This window comes from Proteiniborus sp. (assembly GCF_040308045.1).
Taxonomy (GTDB): Bacteria; Bacillota; Clostridia; order Tissierellales; family Proteiniboraceae; genus Proteiniborus.
Map to the genome: position 1 here is coordinate 104,759 of NZ_JAWRHZ010000065.1, position 20,835 is coordinate 125,593.

Genomic DNA, 20,835 nt, shown 5'->3' on the forward strand with positions numbered 1-20,835 from the left:
ATAATAAAGTTATAGTATGGAATATATAAAAGGGGAGATTTTTATGACTTGGGATGAAGTAAGAAAGTTATATCCTGATCAGTTTGTTAAGTTCAAAATAATAGAGTCTCATATTGAAGGAAATAAGGAATACGTTGATGAAGTTGCTATCATAAAAGCTATTGAAGACGGTAAAGAAGCTATGAAAGAATTTATACAACGTAAAGAAGGGGAATATATTTATAGCACTAAGAACGAAAAATTAATAATTGACCTAGTAAAACATATAGGCATTAGAAGGAGCGTATAAAGTATGTATAATCTACATTATAAAAATGGACTTTTATATGCTTCTATTATTTTACAGGAAGGGGACAAGTCTATTATTGTTGAAGATGTTATAGTTGACACAGGTGCATATCATACAATTATTCTAACAGATTATCTAGAGGATTTAGATGCTGAATTTACAGAAGATGACGAGCTTGTAAAATCTTCAGGATATGGTGGATTACAGATGAGTTCAGTACGGAAAAAGATTGATAAAGTAACAATTGGAGATATTTCATTAACAAATATGAAGATTGATTTTGGAGAGATAGATCCTTATGAGAGGGTTAATGGACTTATAGGTCTAGATTTCCTAAGGTCAGTAGGTGTAATTATTGATTTAGTTGATTTGACAATGTATAAAAAGAATTGTTAGGGTGGTTCTCTGCAGGTCAACGTGTTCCATCGCCTAACAATGTATTTGCATAAAGGTGCACTAGGGTACAATCTTAGGGCGTTGTGCACCACATCCCTTCACCGGGGCGAAACTCCACCAAGGGGGGTCTATCTCTGGGGTCCAGCTCATGGACGTCGCAAATACGGAACGTTATCGGACAGACTGAAAGGCTTTGTGAATTTTATAGGAAAATATTTGAATATTAGTGAATCATAAAGATGGTTTATGATATAATTAAGTTAGAAAATTACATTTGAAATGGGGTGGATAATTTGAGTTATGCTAAGGACGATGCTAGAAAGATAATTGAGAGTTTGCCTGAACACGCTACATGGGACGATATAATGTACCAATTCTATCTAAAGAAGAAAATAACAGATTCATTAGATGCTGCAGAAGAAGGAAGAATTATGCCCCATGAAGATGTAAGGAAGAGAGTTATGAAGAAATGAGGATAGAATGGACTGAACCAGCAGTTATTGATTTAGAGAATATTAGAGATTATATATCAAGAGACTCAGAATATTACGGATTAATTGTAGTAGAAAGAATATTCGACGCTATTGAAAAGCTATCGAGGTTTCCTAATATTGGGAGAGAAGTTCCAGAAGTAAATGATCCTAAAATTAGGGAAATACTACTATACAATTACCGTATTATTTATAAAGTAGATGAAAACTATATACTAATTTTAACAATTGTACACGGAACAAGAGATTTAAGAAATATAAAACCTTGGGAAATTTGATAGAAGTTCTTGAGGTTTTTTTGTTGGGTGAGTTTTTGTAATGGGAAATTGGCATAGTCCATCCGATAACAATGCATTTGCACAAGTGTGCACTCGGGCGCAAGCCTAGGGCAATGTGCACCATATCCCTTCACCGGGAGCGAAGCTCAAGCAGGAGGTCTATCTCTTGGGCACGGTTCAGGGACGTCGCAGATGCGGGACGTTAGGAGAAATTGATTTCTCATATCAGAGTATATCTATTAGGTTCTTAAAGATGATGTATATAGATTATATTTGTAATTTAAAAATCAGGGATTTTAGGAGGTAGAAAAATGATAGAAATACCAATTTTAGAAGGAAATATAATACGCTTGCGTCCGATGGAAATTGACAAGGACAAGTATAGCTATTATAAATTTTCCAAGATGAAAAAATGCATGAATGGACTGGTAACACAGTTCCAAAAACAGTAGATGAAATCGAAGAATTATTAAACATATATATAAAGGTACTATATGTATGGATGATAGAAGAGAAGTCAAACAATGAAGTTATTGGAATGATGAGACTTTCTTTCCCTGAAAAAAATGATGGGAAATTAATAGCAGGTGATTCTCAAAGACTACATTCTAATTATTGGAGAAAAGGACATATGAAAGAAGCTCGAAAACTTATGTATAACTATGCTTTTAATACATTAGGTGTAGAAGTGCTTATAGCTGACGCTTTAAGAGATAATATAAACTCTTGTAAGTCATTAGAATCTGTCGGTTATGAATTATTTGAAACTACAGAAGAATTATTTAAGAAAAAAGAAAAAATACTTAAACGGAATTATTATAAATTAACTAGAGAAAAATGGTTAGATATTAATTAAAAAAGAAATAAATAATAAAGTTATAGCAAGCAATTGAAACTGAGAAAACAACATCTCCTAACAACATGTTCACACAAGGGTCTTAGAGGGAACGTCAAGTAGGCAAGTCAGACCAAATCACTTCACCGGGTGTGACCACCGTCAAGACGGTCTAGCTCTTGCTGTCCGGCTCAGGGACGTCGCAAATACGGGAACGTTAGATGACATTCAATAATCTCACGGGTAAAAGAAAACCCATTCGTAAGAATGGGCTATTATAAAAGATTCAAGAACTCTTTAAGTGGTAAGTCAGCTTGTTCTAAAATGCTTTTTAAAGTGCCTTTGGCAATCTCATCATGCATTGGTACTATTACAACTCTTGAAGGATTTCCAAATTTTTTATATTTAGCATGACTTCCTTTTTGAGAAATCTTTTGAAAACCGGTTTTTTCTAAGGCTTTAATGATTTCATTAGGTGATAATACAGGATATTTTGAACCCATTACAACGCTACCTCCATTGTAGTGACAAAGGTAGGAACATTGACGTTTTCTGGTGTTGTATCTTCATAGAACAACTCAAGTGCTTCTCGTAGGTTATCAATTGATTCTTCAATAGTCTTGCCTTGTGAAGCAACACTATTTTCAAGACATTTTGCAACATACCAGTTGTCTTCTTTTTGAACAACGACGGTCACTTTAATACTCATAGCAAAACACCTCGCTTTACAAATTTAATTAATAGTATTATATCATAATATACTTGGAAATAAACAGATTTTATGTTAGGGTCAATTTATTGAACATTATCTAACAATGTATTTGCGTAAAGGTGCACTCGGGCACAATCTTAGGGTAATGTGTACCACATCCCTTCACCGGGAGTGAAGCTCTGCCAAAGGGGGTCTATCTACCGGGGTCCGGTTCAGAGACGCCGCAAATACTGGAACGTTATGTGCAATGGCAATATCTAGGTTGTTCTTTGGAGGTCTATTTTTTGAAAAACAAGAGCTACGTAATAGTAGATTTAAGCGTCGCAGCAATATATTGATGCTTAATAATAAGGCAAGTTTTTAGGGGGAATAAAACATGAGTAAATTTTATGAACTTGAATTTAAATCATATCTGTGGAAAGGGAAATTACATGAGGCAGTAAATTACCTCAGTAAATTCCAAGATAGAAAAGACTGGCTTCAGAAATATATAAATATTTTTGAAGAAGGACAATATTATAAAAGAACAGATAATCAGAATATTGGAGATATAGAAAAATCCATCAAAAATATTACAGAAATGTATTTTAGATGAATCTGTAAAATGAAGAGGCTAAAAAACTGCTTCTCAAGAATTAAAAACCTTCAGTGGATCAAAGTCAGACTTGTTAGATGATGATAATATTGAAGAAGAAATTGAAAGGATTGTTAAAAGAGAAGGTTATGAATGTTTATGTGGGGATACATCAGGATTTTGTGGACCATATATTTGGAAGAGCTTTTCTACAGTAACCTATGAAGTAGAACTTCCTAGTGGCATAGAACCATATACAATTATTATGATGGATGGGTTTATATCAGGAAGGCAGGAAGTATAGCTTGCTTTGAGTTCATCGCCTTCGGTGAGAATTTAAGAACATTTATGTTTGGATTGTTAATGGTGGCGGAGATCTACAAAAAACCTAAATTTTTGTCCAAACTATTGACATAAATCCATTATACATTGTGAATGTATAGGTCGACATATAAATGATTGTTTTAGAAGTTCGTACTTTCAATGAAAGAGTGATAAATTGTTATAAAAAGATAGGCTTTAGTATCGTGGATCATTATATGAAAGACACACTTTTAGGTTATAGAGAATTTGTTAAAATAAAATATATATATAGGAAAATATAAAACTATTATAACTAGGAGGTAAAAAGAGTGATTATTATAAAAACCCCAGAACAAATTGAAAAGATGGCTGAAGCAGGTAGGATATTAACTGCTTGTCACCGAGAACTTCGTAAGATTATTCGTCCAGGTATATCTACTATGGAAATCAATCACTTCGTAGATGAATTCATCCAATCACACGGGGCGAAGGCCGAGCAAAAAGGCTACAAAGGTTATCCTTTTGCGACCTGTGCTTCAGTCAACGATGAAATCTGCCATGGATTCCCCACCCAAATTCCTCTCCACGAAGGAGATATTGTCACCATTGATATGGTTGTCAATCTCAATGGCTGGCTGGCTGATTCTGCTTGGTCTTATCCGATAGGTCAAATATCTGAACAAGCTAAAAAATTGCTTAAGGTAACTAAAGAATGCCTTTATATTGGCATTGAAAAAGCAGTTATCGGAAATCGGCTTGGTGATATTTCACATGCAATTCAAGTCAATGCTGAATCCAATGGGTTTTCTGTAGTACGTGAGTTTACAGGACATGGTATAGGTAATGAAATGCATGAAGATCCACAAGTACTCCATTATGGTCTTCCCAACAGGGGGGCGAGGCTTTGTGAAGGTATGGTTTTCACTATCGAACCTATGATAAATCTGGGTTCTTACAACCTTACAATTGATGAGAATGGATGGACAGCTAGGACAGCTGATGGCTGCTTATCAGCTCAGTATGAGCATACCATTGCTATTACCAAGAATGGTCCACTGATTTTAACTGAACAGGACTGATAACAGTTTGCAAAGTTGACACTGCCCCTGTATATGAAGCTTTAGGTTTATTTCTATAGAAACAATAAAAAATATAATCTTTTAATAAAGTTAGAGGAGAGAATTTATGAATGATGTTTTAATATCAGCTGGAATACAGATTTCTTTTGTTTTAACATTAGAATTAATTTCTTATCTTGTGTTGTGTAGAAAAAAGAATGGTTTCTTTAATTGGATTGGACTATGTTTGCCTCGAAATAGGAATTGGATTAAAAGTAGCATCGTAGTTTTTGTAGTATCTTTATTTATAATGGTTGGACCGCTTGCTTTGTTTCAATACTTAGGATATATTACTGCTGAAATGTTTTATGACAAAACTATAAGCGAACAGGGATTAGGTATTAGCATTGTAATTATAATATTATTAAAAGCTATAATTCAAACAGCTTTATCTGAAGAGATATTTTTCCGAGGTCTTATAGGTAAAGGAATTACTAACAAGTTTGGATATTTAGCAGGCAATATTATTCAAGCATTAATATTTGGCTTACCGCATGGATTACCATTTATGATTATTTATAAAGAATCTGTTGTTGGCATAACTCTTATTATAACTGCTGGAATAGTGGGTTATCTACAATTCTGGTTGAATGAAAAGAAAGCAAATGGAAGCTTAATCCCTAGTATATTGATTCACAGTATAATGAATATAGCTTCATTTACATCAAAGGCATTAAGTTAGAACTTGAAAAAGGGCTATAGAATTTTGGCTGATATATACCACATCAATATATTATTTTCTAATAAGGAGTATGATTATGGCAAAATATGAGAGATGGCTTAGGGGAAATTTTAATGAGTTATTGGATTGGCTACACAAGGATATTGTCAATGTCAATTAGGAGCCCTAATTCAATATTTATATTTTAAGAAAATCATAAGTAGGCTCTTCGAATGAAAAAGGGGGCAAAAAAAGTGTATATTAGTATGTTTAAGAAAAGCAAGGTGTTAATTATTTTACTTTTGCTCATTTTTATATCTATATCTATACCAAGTATTAGCTATGGGAACTCAGCTGAGCCACCGTCAATTCTGATTATAGTTCCTGATGCGCCAGATGATTTGGAAATAAGCATCGGAGATGGAAATGCTTTTACAAAGGCAGGTAAAACAGACAAGATAATTGAAACCTATTACACTTTTTATTCTCGAGAGCTTGAAAAGGCTGCTGACTATACATTTAACATTAGTACAGGAGACATAGATTATGAAATAACATTAGAGAAACCATTGAGAATGTATAGCAATATATATACATTAGATTTAGAGGCTCAAACGCTTATACCTGGAAGGTTACTATCAAGATCAATTCTATTAGTTTCTATGCGTATTGTCTCGACAATTATAATTGAAGCAGTTGTTTTTATGATATTTGGTTTTAGAGAACAAAGATCATGGTCAACTTTTCTTATAATAAATCTACTTACCCAAGGAGCACTAAATATTTGGATTAACGGATTTTTCCCTATTAGTAGCTATTTGATTTTTTCACTAATATTTGCTGAAATAATTGTATTTATTGTTGAGACATTATTATTTTTAAGACTTATAAGAGAACACTCTAAGCTTCGAAGGATATTATATGTTTTTGTAGCTAATTTATTAAGTTTAATTGCTGGTGGTTACATCATTACAATACTACCTATATAAAAGTTGCACAACATAATACTAATGAAAGGAGCAATGATATGATAAAAAAATAATTGTGCTGCTCATAATGTTGAGCCTTTTATCTATAACTGCTTGTGATAGAAATGCTTCTAATAAAGAAGATAATATAAGAGAAGTGGAGAAGGAAGTGAATATACAGCCTGAAGACAAAATCGAACCTAGCAGTGACAATAACATTGGGGAGGATTATGACAAGGAAAATAGCGATGAGAAAGAAATTAGCAATGATGAGGATAATAATGAAGAGAATTACAATGAAGAAAACGAGGATACCACACTTATAACTCATGAAGACAATCCATTATTAGAATTAGCAAGTCAAGGAAGAATTGATGGTATTGATTTTGCAATAGATTCTCCTACTAATGAAATTATTGAAGAATGGGGCCTTCCGGAGATATATGATTATTTTCTAGGAGGACTATAATTTAGATATGGTGACAAAAACACTTTGTTCTTTACTAATGCCGAAAACATCAATGATGAAATAATACATGGTCAAGTAAAAGGTATAGGTATATTTGAGGAAGACAAAGAAGTCTTTAACGTAAGAATAGGTATGACCTTTGATGAAATTAAAGAAATATTAGGCGAACCAACTTACATAAATACCCTTGAGCAAAATGAGGAATCGGAATTGGCATATGGAACGTGGACTATTGTGTATGATACAGGAGGATATGAAGTTGAGTTTGTCTCCAAAACCGAAAATGGGCCAATAGACACAGTCTATTTGTGGGGAAAGAATTAAGTAAATAGATACAAACAGTACTCACTCTATTTATTAGTGAATTAAGAAGTTGTTTAGAGAAATTAAAATGACAATGCTAAGCAGGGATTCTTTTAATAGGGCTAGCGAATCAATATTGAGTGAAAAAAGAAAATTCATTACTCATTTTAATAATCAGTTAAAAGATGAGTTATATGGGACAGAAATGTTTGGATAAGTTAGCGTAGAAGATTATTTTAGGTGTTGATTTAATCATCAGAATTAACTAGAGAAATGATTTATAACCATAACAGTGCTTTAATAGGAGGACTACAAAATGAATAAATACAAAAAAATTGCAGTTATTATAGTTTGTATATTTATGGTTGTAAATATTTGGACAATGCTTTCATTGAAAGACCAGGTAAAGAATCTGAAAAACGAGGTTGGAAGGATGCATTCTAACTTTAGCAATGATATAAATTATGCTAATCGAAACATTTATAATATGCAAAATGAACTACTAGATGCAATTGAAAAAGGGGATAGCCTGCTAGCTTCCTTTGAAACAGAGGTAGAATATAAAAACGAACGACTTGAAGTCACAGTTAAAGTCGTGCCAAAAGAAAAACGTTCTGATGAAACAGTTTATCTATCTATAGGAGATGAAAAGAAGGAGACTTCAACTGTTAATGATTCAGAATATACTGCAACATTTGTATTTGAAATGCCTCGACAAATTATTCCTACGGTTTCATTTGAATCACCGACAGGAATAAGGCAAGAAGTTTTACCAGAAATCAATATCGATAAATTGCTTGCATTAGGATATGAAAGTAGATGGGATGCTGAGAATACTCCTCTAGTAAGAAATACTGAAATTCTCACATTAGTGGTGTATACTCAAGATGAAAAGTCAAGCTCTCTATTAAAGGGAACCCCTACTGCAACAATAGTGATAAGAGACAACTATACCGATACAGAGATAGGTCGAAAAGAAATGCAACCAACAGAAATCAAGGAGTCATTTATTTATGAACTAGATGAGGCTATTTACTTTAATGTAGACTTAAGCGATTATCTTAAAAAGGAAGGTTCATATGCTGTATGGGTAGAAATTAAAACAGAAGGTGGCATTTTTTACAGCGAAGAAATAGCTTCTTTTAGCAATGAAGCCAACCAAGGATACTCTGCAGGAAGTGGAACAGGTGAATTGTATCCTAAATGGTAACTGTTAAGTTCAAGTTACATTATTATTAGTAACAAAGGAGGTAAAGGATGAAATATAAAGCTATATTTTTTGATAGAGATAACACTTTAACTTATGCAAATCCACAAAAGATTGAATGGCGAAAGACTACTATTGAAAGCTGGTCAGGGAAGACATTTGAGATGGATTATGATAAAATGATGGATTTGTTTGACAAGGCTGAATATGATAAAAACGGGTTTAAAAAGGTTGAAGATGAAATTGAATTTTGGAAGCGCTATTATTTGCAAATGTTAATAGGCGAAGGTATTGAAAAGGATTTAGAAGAACGGTCAAATTTGTTGTTTACTGAGTTCTGGTGTAATAATGAGCGGCTGTTATTTGAAGAAGTAATCGATGTACTGGAATATTTTAAAGGTCAGGGCTACAAGATGGGGGTTATTAGTGACACCTCTCCTTCATTACAATTAACACTTGAAAACCTAGGATTAGGAAAATACTTTGACAGCTATACCTGTTCAGATATAGTTGGTGTTATGAAGCCAGATTCTAAGATATATAATGTAGCCTTAGAATCTTTGGGTGTAAAGGCAGAAGAAAGTATCTATGTTGATGATTACGATATAGAAGCCGATGGTGCAAGGATTTTAGGATTTACATCATTTCATATTGATAGAAGCAATAAATCGAAAGATGAGTGGACTATTCAATCGTTAAGAGAAATAGTAGATTATGTTGAACAGATAAAGTCAAGATAGATAGGTGAGATAAAAATGGGACAAGGGAAAATTATTTTTCTAAATGGAGTTTCAAGTTCAGGAAAATCAACACTATCAAGAGAGTTAGTTAAACTGATGCCAGATTATTTTCATATTAGTATAGATGATTTTGATGTATTTATAGAGAGAATGGAAGATAGAGAAGGAGATCATTTGATACCTGTTGAAACAGAGTACTTTTTCCATCGTACAGTAGCTATGTTTTCAGATAAAGGAGTTAATCTTGTGGTAGATCATATTCTACATGATAATTTTACTAGGGAGGATTGCTTTAAGATTTTAGCAGATTATCCAGTTTTATTTGTTGGTGTTCATTGTCCTTTAGAGGAGCTAGAACGAAGAGAAAGAGCAAGGGGAGATAGAAACATTGGACAGGCTAAAAAACAGTTGGAGTATGTACATAAAGCTGAAATCTACGACATAGAAATAAATACGGCTTTTGAGAGCATAGAAGAGAATTCAAGAAAAATTATTGAAGCATTAAATAGTAAAAAATATCATAGCGGGTGGATACAAACCAGTAGAGGTTTATTGGAATAGAACTTAAGTAGAAAGAACGGCATTATGGAAAAGATAACTATAAGACGAAATGTCAGGATTTACAGAATGTTAAATGTGCCAATAGACTCCATACACCAATAGAAGGATTTTCACAGAAGACTACACAGCATACATATTATAATTTATACTCAGAACTCACTTTTATTAAGGCTATTGGAGAAAATACTGATATACCCATGCAAAAACCAGTTATTAATAAAAATGACTCATTCATCTCAGAAATAATTGACCCGTATAGCAATAAAATTATATATGCAACAATCCTAACATGGATTAAAGGCGAAACAATGAGTTATGAAAATCCTAATTGGAAGCAGCAAGCGTATCAAACAGGAATTATGGTCGCAAAGCTTCATGATTTTTCATCTAATTGGGATGAAGGTAGAACACTTAAGAGACATAAATATGACACATCTAAAGTAAGATCTGCAATAGCTTCAATCGAAGAGGCAGTTGATTTAGGGCTTATGGACGCAGACCATTATAGAATTATACAAAATGGTGCAACAAAAATTTGTGAGCTTATGGGAGAGCTTGATAAAAGAACTGTTTATTCCAAGGGATTGATACATGCTGATTTATCGAGTACTAACCTTATTGTTCATGAAGATACTGTTACTCCTATAGATTTTGGTCTCTGTGGGCATGGATATTTTTACATGGACTTAGGAGGCATCTTTGCTGATGCTAACTCAATACTTGTAAGAAAGGCGCTACTTGAGGGATATCGTAGTATACGTGAACTTCCAGAGTCAGACATGAAATACATTGAGGCATTTTTTGTATTGGGAATACTGTTATGCATGGATACGCACTTACATAATCCTAAAATGAAAGAATGGTATTTAAGAAGAACCGAGCCAATATGTAGAGATTATATTATTCCTATGATTAATGATGAAAGGTTTTATGAAATAATATAGCCGAAATATGTACAATGGCCTTTTAGAGCAGGTTGCTGATAACTCAAAGGCTTTTTTATAACGAATATGGAAGAAAAAGGGGTGACACATAATGATAGAGTATAATTTAGCCAAAAAAGAAGATATGAAGCAAATAGCTAACTTTATAGCAGAATTTAATGGAAAAAAAGAAAGTCATATTGGTTACTGTGGAACTGATAGAGAAGAAATAGAGAACTCATTAATAGAAGATATAACGGATATTCCTTTTCAAGAGAGTTTCATAGTTGCTAAAGAAGATGAAAAATTGATTGGGGTATTAGGCTTTGATTCAGACCTTGAAAACAATAGTGCAGAATTATGGGGACCTTTTATCATAAAAGAAAAATGGGATATTGCAGCTGAATTGTGGGACAAGATGATAAAAAAACTACCAAAGGAAATAGACTTAATAAGCATGTTTGTCAATAGGGAAAATAAAAACTGTATACAATTAGCAACCAATTTAAATTTCAATAAAGTAAGTGAAGAAACCATACTTGCCTTTGAAAGAAAAGATATTGATAAGCTGCGAGACATCCCTATAATAGAGCTTTCAAGTGATTATAATGAGGATATGCAGTCACTTCATGATAAGATCTTCCCTAACACCTATTACAACGGTAGCCAGATAATAGATAGAATGAATAATCATAGAAAAGTTTTTATTGATATTGAAAATAAAAACTTTGCAGGCTATATCTATGTGGAAGTCAATCCTGAGTTTGGAGAAGGAAGCATAGAATTTTTTGCTGTAAATGAATCAGCGAGAGGCAAAGGCATAGGAAGTAAATTATTAACAATGGCATTACGATGGATATTCACATTTGCATCAATAGATAATATCACACTATGCGTTAACTCGGAAAACGAAAAAGCACTTAATCTATATAAGAAAGTTGGTTTTAAAGAGAAACATCAGTTGTACTATTTTACTAGGAAAAACTAAGCTGGTTTCGGGATCAAAGATGATGGGGCTTACATAGATATAGTTCTTTTAAAATTAAGTTATAAAATTTTTGTATATCATGATTTAATGAACAAACCGTTGGAGGAATTTAAGATGAATTATAGAAAAATTGAACTGGATACCAGTAATAATGACGAAAAGTTAGAGGAGCTTTTATCACAAATAGCTAAATGGCATAATCTCACACCAATGTAAAAGGTATCATGAAAAGAGGAAAAGTAGACGAATACGAGAATAATTGAAGAATTTTAAAATCAAGAGTAATGGCAGAGTGTGGTCTTTTAAAAAGTCAAAGGGGTGAATGAATTAATGCGTAGTGAAAAGGAAATGATGGATTTGATTCTAGGTACTGCTAAAGAAGATGAACGTATACGTGCCGTTATTATGAACGGCTCTCGTGCGAATCCAAATGTAAAGAGGGATTTTTTTCAGGATTATGACATCGTATATATTGTAAAAGATATAGAGTCATTTACATCTAACCATAATTGGGTTAAGAAGTTTGGAGAAATCATGATAATGCAGATGCCAGAGGAGATGACTCTCCTGCCACCTGCTAACAATGGAACTTTTGTGTATCTAATGCAGTTTACTGATGGAAATCGCATTGATTTAAGTCTAGTTCCCGAAGAAAGAGCAGATGAACTTATAGATAATGATAGCCTGAGCATATTACTTTTAGATAAGGATGGCATAGTTAAACCATTTCCTCCTACTAGTGATATAGATTATATTGTAAAAAAACCATCTAAAAAGGAATTTGTAAACTGCTGCAATGAGTTTTGGTGGGTAAGTCCTTATGTTGCAAAGGGCATCTGGAGAGAAGAATTGCCATATGCAAAACATATGCTTGAACAATATGTACGTGATATGCTGATGAAGATGCTTGAGTGGGATATAGGTATCAAAACTAACTTTACCAAAAGTGCAGGTAAATTAGGCAAATATTTTGAGAAATATCTTGATACAGATATATGGCAGGAGCTATTAGATACATATCCAAATGCTGATTATGATAATATGTGGAAGTCACTTTTTGCTATGTGCAGTCTTTTTAGAAAAACTGCTATTAGAGTGGCTGACTACTTTGATTATCAATATCCTTATGGTGATGATGAAAGGGTAACTGCACATTTAAAGCATGTAAAAGAATTATCTAAGGATGCAAAGGAAATGTATTAATTATAAAAGAAATGGGGGAGAGAAAATGATTGAGTCAAGATGCGGAATAATTTGTTCCAAATGCGAATATAGAGAATCAACTGGATGTAAAGGCTGTGTAAATATAGATAAGCCATTTTGGGGAGAAATGTGTCCAGTAAAATCATGTTGTGAAGGTAAGGAACTGCTACATTGTGGTGAATGTGAGACATTTTCTTGCGAATTATTAAAAAGTTTTGCATATGATGAAGAGCAAGGCGATAATGGTATGAGAATTGAGCAATGCAGACTCTGGGGGGATAGAAAGTAGTATGAAACCAATAAAAAGTTATTTATCAATTGATTCACAATATAAAGAAATGGTGAGCAAATACACTAATATTGATGGGATAGCATCGATTATTTTCTATGTTCTACTTATGAGTATATACTATATTATGGGTGTCATATATGATACTAAGAACATTTACTTAGGTAATCAAATAAATATTATTCTCGCAGTCATCTGTATTATATATGTACTATTCCGTGGTCAAAAATTGAGCTCAATTGGGTTCAGCAAGAAAAATCTTGGCAAATCATTGATAATGGGATTAGTCGCTGGAGGTATTGTATTGCTAATTCAGCTATTGCCAGGAGTTATGGCTGGAAAACAATTTAACCCTGTATCAAAGCTTATGTCAAGCTTCATGTACTATTTTATAGTCATAGGTTTAACAGAAGAAATTATTTTCAGGGGATTTATTCAAACAAGGGTTTATGGAATAGTTAAAAAACCAATAAGAGCTGTTTTGTTAACTGCATTTATGTTTATGATTATGCATATTCCATTTCAAATGGGAGCAGCTCATATGGGATTCTTTGAGTACATATCTAATAACTTTATAACATTAATCTTTACATTTGGTTGGCATGTTATATTTAATTTCATGTATTCAAAATATAACTCTATTGTAGCGCCTACAGTATTTCATGCAATTATGAATTGGAGTAATTATTTGTTTTTATAGTAGACATATAATTAAGTAAACAAATAAAGTGGGTGGAGTAGATGTGCAAAACAATTAGAAAAGTTCTTTTTGGAGATTTGCATAATATTCAGGAATATGAAGAATATTTTTCTGAGATGTCTAGGAAGGGGCTACATTTAAAAGAAGTAGGAATGTTCTTTGCCAACTTTGAAGAAAGCAATCCTCAGTACCTGAACTACAGAATTGATATTGCAAAGAAAGATAACAAAGAAGAAATGATTAATAAACATAAGGCAGAAGGCTGGAGCTTTATTGATGAAAAAGATTCATTTTTAATCTTTTCCACGCCTGTAGGTTCAGGTTTAAAGGAACTATATAAGACTCCAGAGGCGCAGAAATTATCATTAAGAGCTGCAATGAAGGATATTTTTGGTGGGAAAGCTACAAATATCATAATTGGGTTAATTGCTTTAATTATTCTAGTAGTAATAGCTTTTGAAAAAATAAGGATAAGTCATGGGCTTTATATTTTTCTTACAAAAGAGGAAATAGGTATATCTTTTGTTTTCTTTCTTTTTTCTCTTATGCGGAGTAGAAGTAAAAAAAGGAATTTACTAAAAATAGAGAAAATCTTAGATTCGGGTATGTTTTTAAGTCATAGTGGTGATTATTATCTGATGAAAAGTAAATTTATTTTTAGAAATATCACTTTTTCAATTATTACCATACTTTTATTTGGATCTATGATTTTTAAAATGTACCAAGGGGATAGTGTAAACCTTACTGAAATTAGTGATTTAGATAGCCTGCCTATGGTTACTGTTGGAGATATTGAAACAATGGAATATCAGCATGAAAACAGAATGACTTTCAGTAGCGACAATAATATTGATTACGGAAATGTTCTATATAGGGATTGGAGCCTTTTTATACCAAAGGAAAATACTTTAGTACAGTCGGTAATACTTTACGATAAAAACCATAACAGGACAGAAAATAAACCTTTTCTAACTGCTGACTATTATTTGACGAGATTTGATTTCGTTGCAAAAGGATTAGAACAAGACATTTTAGTCAGAGAAAGCAAGAGATTCGAGCTTAAACCTATTGAGCTTCAAAGTAAGGAGAATTTTGCTTGCTATGGTGGAAAGAAAGGTGACACAATTATTCTTCTATGCAGAAAAGGAAAGCAAGTTACTTTAGTGATATATAGTGATGGAACTGTTACTGTAGAAGATCTAGCAAAAATAGTAGCTAAGAAGCTAGATTATAATGATCATACAATTAATCGTTTGCCATAAAGAGAGCGCCTTCAGACAGAGATTAAATTCAGTAATTACATTTATCAAGCTATAGCCATTGAGTGCTGATGAGACAGTACACAAGGGCTTTTAATTTTTTGTAAAATGTAAAGCTAGTAGAAGGTATTATAAAATAATAGTTGAATATTATGGTAAAAGGAATTTTTTGATTCAATCCAGTTCATTACTAAAAAATGTAGAAATCCTATATATCTTGATAAATCAATTCTCTAGGTGAAATGGTGATTGGGTTAAAGAATGGTCAATAAATTTAGAAGGGGAAGAAAAATAACAGATGAAAGAGTTTGCTTTAACTTAGTTATTATCGAGGGTCAATTCACAAAAGATAGAATGAAACTTTTTATAGTAAATGAAGATTTAGGATTCTAATATTCAAGTAGTTAAAGACACATAATTTCGTCTATTATCTATAAAGGTAGGGAAAGTATATGAAGTATGAGTACAAATTCGCTGAGGTCCCATATGTTACTTCTGCAAATGAAAAGACAGGAATACATGTACCATATTGTTATAAAATTATTTTTGAAAGATCTGTAGAGGAATAGAATTAAATAAGGGGGAAGATAAAATGGAAAAAATAATTGCGTATTGTGGTTTAATTTGTAATGATTGTCCTGCATATATAGCTACAAAGAGTAATGATTCAGAGCAAAAATTAAAGCTTTCTAAAGAATGGTCAAGCCCAAATTATCAAGTTAGCCCTGAAGATATAAATTGTACAGGCTGCCATGCGGGTTCTCAAACAGTTTTCAAGTTTTGCAATGAATGTGAAATACGTATGTGTGGAGTAGATAAGGAAATAGATAATTGTGGCTATTGCAACGAGTATCCATGTTCTAAGCTTGATATTTCTTTCAACAACTCCCCAGAAAACAAAGAGAGATTAGATCAAATTAATAAAGAGCCATGAGAACAGAATTGCATCAGACATAGAATTATAGCACCTTAGGAGGGAAAAAGCATGAAGGTATTTACTAAAAATATAAAAGATATACAACCAAGTCAACTATATATTAGCAAAACAAAGCTATTAGAAGTAGAAAAATATTTAGATTCAGCAAATATAGAAGATATAGAGCCTTTGCCAATAAGAAAGATAGGGAAATATACATTTTTTACTGACGGACACACTAGAGCATTTGCATTAATGAAAAGAGGAATAGAAGAAGTTAAGGTTTATTGGGACGAGGATGATCTTGACTGGGTACAATATCTGGTGTGCGTTGATTGGTGTAATAAAGAAGGAATAAAGAGTATAAGCGATCTAAAAAAGAGAGTAGTAGACGATGAAGATTACAAAAAGCTATGGTATTCTAGATGTGATATTATGCAAGAAAGGTCTGTAAATGACTTAGACTATTACTTAGATATTAGAACTGTTTTAGAAGATAATGAAAAATGTAATATCTGTGAACTAGTGCTAAGAGCCTTACCAGATTGGTTTGGTATTGAGGAATCAATAAAAGATTATATTATTGGAGTTAAAGATAGCGTATTCCTTTCAGTTTATATAGGGGAGGTACCTATTGGCTTCTTGTCAGTTATAGAACATAATGAATTTACTAGCGAAATCTATGTAGTTGGTATATTGAAAGAGTTCCATAGAAGAGGCATAGGAAAAAGACTTATAAAAGCTACGGAAGATATATTAGTTAAACAAAATAAGATGTTTCTAACAGTGAAAACCTTGAGTAGTTCTCATCCAGATGAAGGTTATAGAAAAACAAGAGGGTTCTATAGAACTGTAGGCTTTTATCCCTTAGAAGAATTTCCTGAGCTCTGGGGTAAAGAAAATCCTTGTTTACTAATGGTTAAGAAATTATAGGAGAAGCTGTATATTAGAATACAATAGTAAAGGAGTTGGTGTTGTGACAGTATCTTTTAATGATATAGGTGGTTCTCATAATTGGGATATAATAGAACCTGTTAATAAAGGCTGGTCAGATGATAAAAAATATCATATCATAACCAAAGAAGGCAGAGAATTATTGCTTAGATTATCAGATATATCACAATATGAAAAAAAGAAAAGAGAGTTTGAATGTCTAAGACCACTTATGGACATGGATATATTGTTTACTCAGCCCATTGATTTTGGAATATGTAACAAAGGTCAATCTGTTTATTCCTTGCTTACCTGGATTGATGGAGAAGATGCTGAGATTATTCTTCCTAAGCTTGATGATAAAGAGCAATACATGCTTGGCTTAAAAGCAGGTATGTATCTTAAGCAAATTCATAGCGTTCCAGCTCCTCAAAGTCAGCCTAACTGGGCAGAAAGGTTTAACCGGAAAATTGAGAGAAACATAGGTAATTATAATGCTTGTAGTATTCACTTTCAAAATGATGATAAACTAATTGATTATATAGAGCAAAATCGCTCTCTCTTAATAAATCGTCCACAGTCTTTTCAACATGGAGATTATCATGTGGGGAATATGATTATTACCCCAAAAGGAGAATTAGGTATAATTGATTTTAACAGAATGGATTATGGGGATCCATGGGAAGAGTTCAATAGAATTACCTGGTGTGCAGAAATAAGTCCTATGTTCGCATCAGGATATATTAATGGATATTTTGATGGAAACTCACCAGATTTGTTTTTTAGGTTGATGGCGCTATACATTGCGAGCAATCAGCTCTCTTCTATACCTTGGTCAGTTCCATTTGGAGAGGAAGAAGTGAATACAATGCTGAAACAGGTCCAGAGTGTTTTGAAATGGTACGATGATTTTAGCACATATATTCCGAATTGGTATTTAAAGTTAGATAAAATAAGTTTATAATTATTAAGATGATGAAAGAGTAACTGTACATTAAGAGCTATATGATAAGTTAGTTGAATTCCTGGACAATATTGAGCCAATAGAAATCCCAGAAGAGCTTTAGTCGATATTAGATGAGGCTGACAAGTATATGGATGAAGAAGAAGTTAAAGGAATGAGTAATGTCATGAAAGATGCTTTTGATGATTTTGAAAAGTATTGGGAAAAAACAAAGACAATATTATTCAATATGTAGAATACAAGAAAACAGAGGAGTATCAAAGTTCACTGGAAGCACAGCTTATTGATTTATTAAAAAGTTTGGAGAAGAACATCTAATACAACAATTTGCTTCAAATTAGATTAATTTTATTAAAGAGGAGAAGGCTATGCATGAAGTAGAGGTAAAAGGTATCCTATCAGCTCAAAATGGGATGAATATATATAGAGGATGCACTCATGGCTGCATCTATTGTGATTCAAGAAGCAAGTGCTATCAGATGAATCATGATTTCGAGGACATAGAGGTAAAGGTAAATGCTCCTAAGCTTTTAAAAGATGCTCTTTGTAGAAAAAGAAAGAAATGCATGATAGGCACAGGAGCTATGACTGATCCATACATCCACTTGGAAGAAAAATTGGGGAATACGAGAAAATGTATTGAACTAATTTATTCCCATGGATTTGGTCTAGCTATACAGACCAAGTCTGCAAGAATATTAAGGGATCTAGACCTACTGAAAAAGATTAATGAGAAAACAAAGTGTGTAGTTCAGATGACTTTAACTACTTATGATGAAGACTTGTGTAAAGTAATTGAACCTAATGTCAGTACTACAAGGGAAAGGTTTGAGGTATTAAAGATAATGAGAGATAATGGAATTCCCACGGTAGTCTGGTTAAGTCCAATTTTACCATTTATAAATGATACAGAAGAAAATATTAGGGGAATTCTAGGCTATTGTATAGAGGCCAAGGTGCATGGCATTATTTGCTTTGGAATGGGATTAACTCTAAGAGAAGGAAATAGGGAATATTTCTATAAAAAGCTAGATGAACATTTTCCAGGAATGAAAGCTCGCTATACTGAAAGGTACAACTATGCATATGAGATACCAAGCCCTAACAATGATAGATTGATGAGTATAATGAAAAGAACCTGCGAAGACCATGGCATAATATGTAGCGTTGAAGAATGTTTTAATTATCTTCATAAATTTGAAGAAAAAAGTCAGTACGAGCAGCTGATGCTACCTGGATTAGATTAGCTTAGCAGTTTTTGTGAAAAATTGCCTCGTTATTACTTATTTGCAGAGGTACTAGATCAACTATGTGTCATCGGCTCAGCTTATGAAAAGAATCCAAACATTGAATTATAGTGCTTAGATATGACAAATACATATAGCATGATTTGCGATAAGCCTGTTAAATCTGAAATTTTAGAAACCGTAGCTAGTGGAGGAAGAGACTGCCTTTTTAAAATATTACAATTATAGGAGCCATTATGAAGAATAAAGCGATAAAAACTAAAAGAAAAAAATTGAGAATTATGTTAATTGCCTTGATAGTATTGAGTATTTTAGCATTAGCATCTATATTAATTATAAATGACTATATTAAATCATCAATTAAGAGCAAAATTATTACAGTAGCTGATGCAACCTCATTGAACGCTGATTGTATCCTTGTACTTGGAGCAGGTGTTTGGGGAGATGGAAGACCAAGTCATATGCTTGAAGATAGGCTTCTACAAGGGATAGAACTATATGAGAATGGAGCTTCTGAAAAGCTATTAATGAGTGGAGACCATGGGCGTAAAGAATATGATGAAGTCAATGCTATGAAGAAATATGCAATTGATAGAGGAGTACCATCAGAGCATATCTTCATGGATCATGCAGGATTCTCCACATATGAAAGTCTTTATCGTGCAAGGGATATTTTTAAGGCTAATAAGATTATAATTGTAACACAGAAGTACCATATGTATCGTGCTCTATATATTGCTGAAAAGTTAGGACTTGAAGCTTATGGTGTTGCATCTGACCCAAGGGAATATGTAGGTCAAGAATCTAGAGAATTAAGAGAAATATTAGCGAGGGTAAAAGATTTTTTTAATTGCATCTTAAAACCTGAGCCTACTTACCTAGGAGATTCTATACCAATAAGTGGTGATGGCAATTTGACTAATGATTAAACATTTTGAGTAAATGCTAGGGAATTGAGAGGAGATAATTATGATAAAGGATAGTTACAGTTATACTGAAGAAGAAAAAGAAAAAGTAATAAAAAACTATTTTAAAAAAGAGGGCGAAATCGAAAAGCTTACTACTATGCCTAGTAAGGAAAAAAGAAAGGTTATAGTCTTAGAGCATATTATGCAAAACTTTGAAATGAATGAGAAGTATACACATCAACAAGTTAACCAGAAACTTGAGGGGATATACTCTGATTATTCTACTATTAGAAGACATTTAATTGACTATGGATTTATGGATAGAACTAGAGATTGTCAGCTTTATTGGGTAAAGGAATAAGGAAGAATATATCATGTATAAGAGAGGTAACAGTAGAGAAATAAAAGAAATTAATTATTTATAAAGTAAGGTAGTGTAAAGTAAGTTATGAAAAAACAAAGCAAAAAATATCAGCTTAAATGAACCTTTAAATACAAAATATTTTTCAAGCAATTGGAATATTGGTAAATTAATAGGAACACAGAAAGACTTTATTGAGTAAAAGATATTTGTTCTGTATTCTCCGCCACCCTTGACAG

At 32.7% G+C, this 20,835-nt stretch carries 29 protein-coding genes; 27 read left to right on the forward strand and 2 right to left on the reverse strand.

Annotated features, from left to right (window positions below):
* Positions 1 to 43: 43 nt before the first annotated feature.
* The 5 genes from ABV008_RS15160 (at position 44) to ABV008_RS15180 (ending at position 2,310) form a co-directional block, all read left to right on the forward strand.
* Entirely contained in the window at positions 44 to 289 is a 246-nt protein-coding gene (locus tag ABV008_RS15160; RefSeq protein WP_352420682.1) for a hypothetical protein, read from the forward strand.
* Between the two features lie 3 nt (positions 290 to 292).
* Complete coding sequence (locus tag ABV008_RS15165) at positions 293 to 685, forward strand: retropepsin-like aspartic protease (RefSeq protein ID WP_352420683.1); 393 nt, start codon at positions 293 to 295, stop codon at positions 683 to 685.
* Between the two features lie 284 nt (positions 686 to 969).
* Positions 970 to 1,158 (forward strand): hypothetical protein, encoded by a 189-nt coding sequence (locus ABV008_RS15170; RefSeq protein ID WP_352420684.1) that lies wholly within the window; start codon positions 970 to 972, stop codon positions 1,156 to 1,158.
* A complete protein-coding gene (locus ABV008_RS15175; protein WP_352420685.1) occupies positions 1,155 to 1,454 on the forward strand; it encodes a type II toxin-antitoxin system RelE/ParE family toxin in 300 nt (99 codons plus the stop codon). Before ABV008_RS15170 ends, ABV008_RS15175 begins: the two co-directional genes overlap by 4 nt.
* 394 nt (positions 1,455 to 1,848) lie before the next feature.
* A complete protein-coding gene (locus ABV008_RS15180) occupies positions 1,849 to 2,310 on the forward strand; it encodes a GNAT family N-acetyltransferase (RefSeq protein ID WP_352420712.1) in 462 nt (153 codons plus the stop codon).
* 254 nt (positions 2,311 to 2,564) lie between these two features.
* On the opposite strand, the gene ABV008_RS15185 is transcribed toward ABV008_RS15180, so the two are convergent.
* Positions 2,565 to 2,792, reverse strand: coding sequence for a type II toxin-antitoxin system HicA family toxin (locus tag ABV008_RS15185; protein WP_352420686.1), 228 nt, complete (start codon positions 2,790 to 2,792; stop codon positions 2,565 to 2,567).
* Positions 2,792 to 2,998, reverse strand: a complete 207-nt coding sequence (locus tag ABV008_RS15190; protein WP_091726125.1) for a type II toxin-antitoxin system HicB family antitoxin — start codon at positions 2,996 to 2,998, stop codon at positions 2,792 to 2,794. The genes ABV008_RS15185 and ABV008_RS15190 overlap by 1 nt, the downstream gene beginning before the upstream one ends.
* Positions 2,999 to 3,377: 379 nt before the next feature.
* Here ABV008_RS15190 and ABV008_RS15195 point away from each other — a divergent pair, with 379 nt between their 5' ends.
* The 22 genes from ABV008_RS15195 (at position 3,378) to ABV008_RS15300 (ending at position 20,596) form a co-directional block, all read left to right on the forward strand.
* On the forward strand, positions 3,378 to 3,596 hold the full coding sequence (locus ABV008_RS15195) for a hypothetical protein (protein ID WP_352420687.1): 219 nt from the start codon (positions 3,378 to 3,380) through the stop codon (positions 3,594 to 3,596).
* A gap of 70 nt (positions 3,597 to 3,666) precedes the next feature.
* Positions 3,667 to 3,879, forward strand: a complete 213-nt coding sequence (locus tag ABV008_RS15200) for a hypothetical protein (RefSeq protein ID WP_352420688.1) — start codon at positions 3,667 to 3,669, stop codon at positions 3,877 to 3,879.
* A gap of 328 nt (positions 3,880 to 4,207) precedes the next feature.
* A complete protein-coding gene (map, locus tag ABV008_RS15205; protein ID WP_352420689.1) occupies positions 4,208 to 4,957 on the forward strand; it encodes a type I methionyl aminopeptidase in 750 nt (249 codons plus the stop codon).
* A 106-nt stretch (positions 4,958 to 5,063) separates the two neighbouring features.
* Positions 5,064 to 5,678 carry a CPBP family intramembrane glutamic endopeptidase gene (locus ABV008_RS15210; protein WP_352420690.1) on the forward strand — a complete coding sequence of 205 codons (615 nt, stop codon included), beginning with the start codon at positions 5,064 to 5,066 and terminating at the stop codon, positions 5,676 to 5,678.
* Between the two features lie 245 nt (positions 5,679 to 5,923).
* On the forward strand, positions 5,924 to 6,646 hold the full coding sequence (locus ABV008_RS15215; RefSeq protein ID WP_352420691.1) for a hypothetical protein: 723 nt from the start codon (positions 5,924 to 5,926) through the stop codon (positions 6,644 to 6,646).
* Between the two features lie 67 nt (positions 6,647 to 6,713).
* On the forward strand, positions 6,714 to 7,094 hold the full coding sequence (locus ABV008_RS15220; protein WP_352420692.1) for a hypothetical protein: 381 nt from the start codon (positions 6,714 to 6,716) through the stop codon (positions 7,092 to 7,094).
* A gap of 24 nt (positions 7,095 to 7,118) precedes the next feature.
* Positions 7,119 to 7,418: a hypothetical protein gene (locus ABV008_RS15225; RefSeq protein WP_352420693.1), complete on the forward strand. Its 300-nt coding sequence runs from the start codon at positions 7,119 to 7,121 to the stop codon at positions 7,416 to 7,418.
* A gap of 295 nt (positions 7,419 to 7,713) precedes the next feature.
* Positions 7,714 to 8,607, forward strand: coding sequence for a hypothetical protein (locus ABV008_RS15230; protein ID WP_352420694.1), 894 nt, complete (start codon positions 7,714 to 7,716; stop codon positions 8,605 to 8,607).
* 47 nt (positions 8,608 to 8,654) lie between these two features.
* Positions 8,655 to 9,344: an HAD family hydrolase gene (locus ABV008_RS15235; RefSeq protein ID WP_352420695.1), complete on the forward strand. Its 690-nt coding sequence runs from the start codon at positions 8,655 to 8,657 to the stop codon at positions 9,342 to 9,344.
* A 15-nt stretch (positions 9,345 to 9,359) separates the two neighbouring features.
* The gene (locus ABV008_RS15240) at positions 9,360 to 9,905 is read left to right on the forward strand and encodes a chloramphenicol phosphotransferase CPT family protein (protein ID WP_352420696.1); all 546 of its coding nucleotides are present in this window, start codon (positions 9,360 to 9,362) and stop codon (positions 9,903 to 9,905) included.
* A gap of 197 nt (positions 9,906 to 10,102) precedes the next feature.
* Positions 10,103 to 10,849, forward strand: a complete 747-nt coding sequence (locus tag ABV008_RS15245; protein ID WP_352420697.1) for a phosphotransferase enzyme family protein — start codon at positions 10,103 to 10,105, stop codon at positions 10,847 to 10,849.
* Positions 10,850 to 10,940: 91 nt separating this feature from the next.
* Positions 10,941 to 11,816 (forward strand): GNAT family N-acetyltransferase, encoded by an 876-nt coding sequence (locus ABV008_RS15250; RefSeq protein WP_352420698.1) that lies wholly within the window; start codon positions 10,941 to 10,943, stop codon positions 11,814 to 11,816.
* A 330-nt stretch (positions 11,817 to 12,146) separates the two neighbouring features.
* Positions 12,147 to 13,019: an aminoglycoside 6-adenylyltransferase gene (locus ABV008_RS15255; RefSeq protein WP_352420699.1), complete on the forward strand. Its 873-nt coding sequence runs from the start codon at positions 12,147 to 12,149 to the stop codon at positions 13,017 to 13,019.
* 25 nt (positions 13,020 to 13,044) lie between these two features.
* The gene (locus ABV008_RS15260) at positions 13,045 to 13,308 is read left to right on the forward strand and encodes a DUF3795 domain-containing protein (protein ID WP_352420700.1); all 264 of its coding nucleotides are present in this window, start codon (positions 13,045 to 13,047) and stop codon (positions 13,306 to 13,308) included.
* 1 nt (position 13,309) lies between these two features.
* Positions 13,310 to 14,008: a CPBP family intramembrane glutamic endopeptidase gene (locus tag ABV008_RS15265; RefSeq protein WP_352420701.1), complete on the forward strand. Its 699-nt coding sequence runs from the start codon at positions 13,310 to 13,312 to the stop codon at positions 14,006 to 14,008.
* 41 nt (positions 14,009 to 14,049) lie between these two features.
* Positions 14,050 to 15,270, forward strand: a complete 1,221-nt coding sequence (locus ABV008_RS15270) for a DUF2812 domain-containing protein (protein WP_352420702.1) — start codon at positions 14,050 to 14,052, stop codon at positions 15,268 to 15,270.
* Positions 15,271 to 15,859: 589 nt separating this feature from the next.
* Positions 15,860 to 16,201, forward strand: a complete 342-nt coding sequence (locus ABV008_RS15275; protein WP_352420703.1) for a DUF3795 domain-containing protein — start codon at positions 15,860 to 15,862, stop codon at positions 16,199 to 16,201.
* A gap of 51 nt (positions 16,202 to 16,252) precedes the next feature.
* Positions 16,253 to 17,116, forward strand: a complete 864-nt coding sequence (locus tag ABV008_RS15280) for a GNAT family N-acetyltransferase (protein WP_352420704.1) — start codon at positions 16,253 to 16,255, stop codon at positions 17,114 to 17,116.
* A gap of 43 nt (positions 17,117 to 17,159) precedes the next feature.
* Positions 17,160 to 18,080: an aminoglycoside phosphotransferase family protein gene (locus ABV008_RS15285; protein ID WP_352420705.1), complete on the forward strand. Its 921-nt coding sequence runs from the start codon at positions 17,160 to 17,162 to the stop codon at positions 18,078 to 18,080.
* Positions 18,081 to 18,448: 368 nt separating this feature from the next.
* Positions 18,449 to 19,327, forward strand: coding sequence for an SPL family radical SAM protein (locus ABV008_RS15290; RefSeq protein WP_352420706.1), 879 nt, complete (start codon positions 18,449 to 18,451; stop codon positions 19,325 to 19,327).
* A gap of 236 nt (positions 19,328 to 19,563) precedes the next feature.
* Positions 19,564 to 20,256, forward strand: coding sequence for a SanA/YdcF family protein (locus ABV008_RS15295; protein ID WP_352420707.1), 693 nt, complete (start codon positions 19,564 to 19,566; stop codon positions 20,254 to 20,256).
* A 40-nt stretch (positions 20,257 to 20,296) separates the two neighbouring features.
* The gene (locus tag ABV008_RS15300; RefSeq protein WP_352420708.1) at positions 20,297 to 20,596 is read left to right on the forward strand and encodes a DUF2087 domain-containing protein; all 300 of its coding nucleotides are present in this window, start codon (positions 20,297 to 20,299) and stop codon (positions 20,594 to 20,596) included.
* Positions 20,597 to 20,835 lie beyond the last annotated feature (239 nt).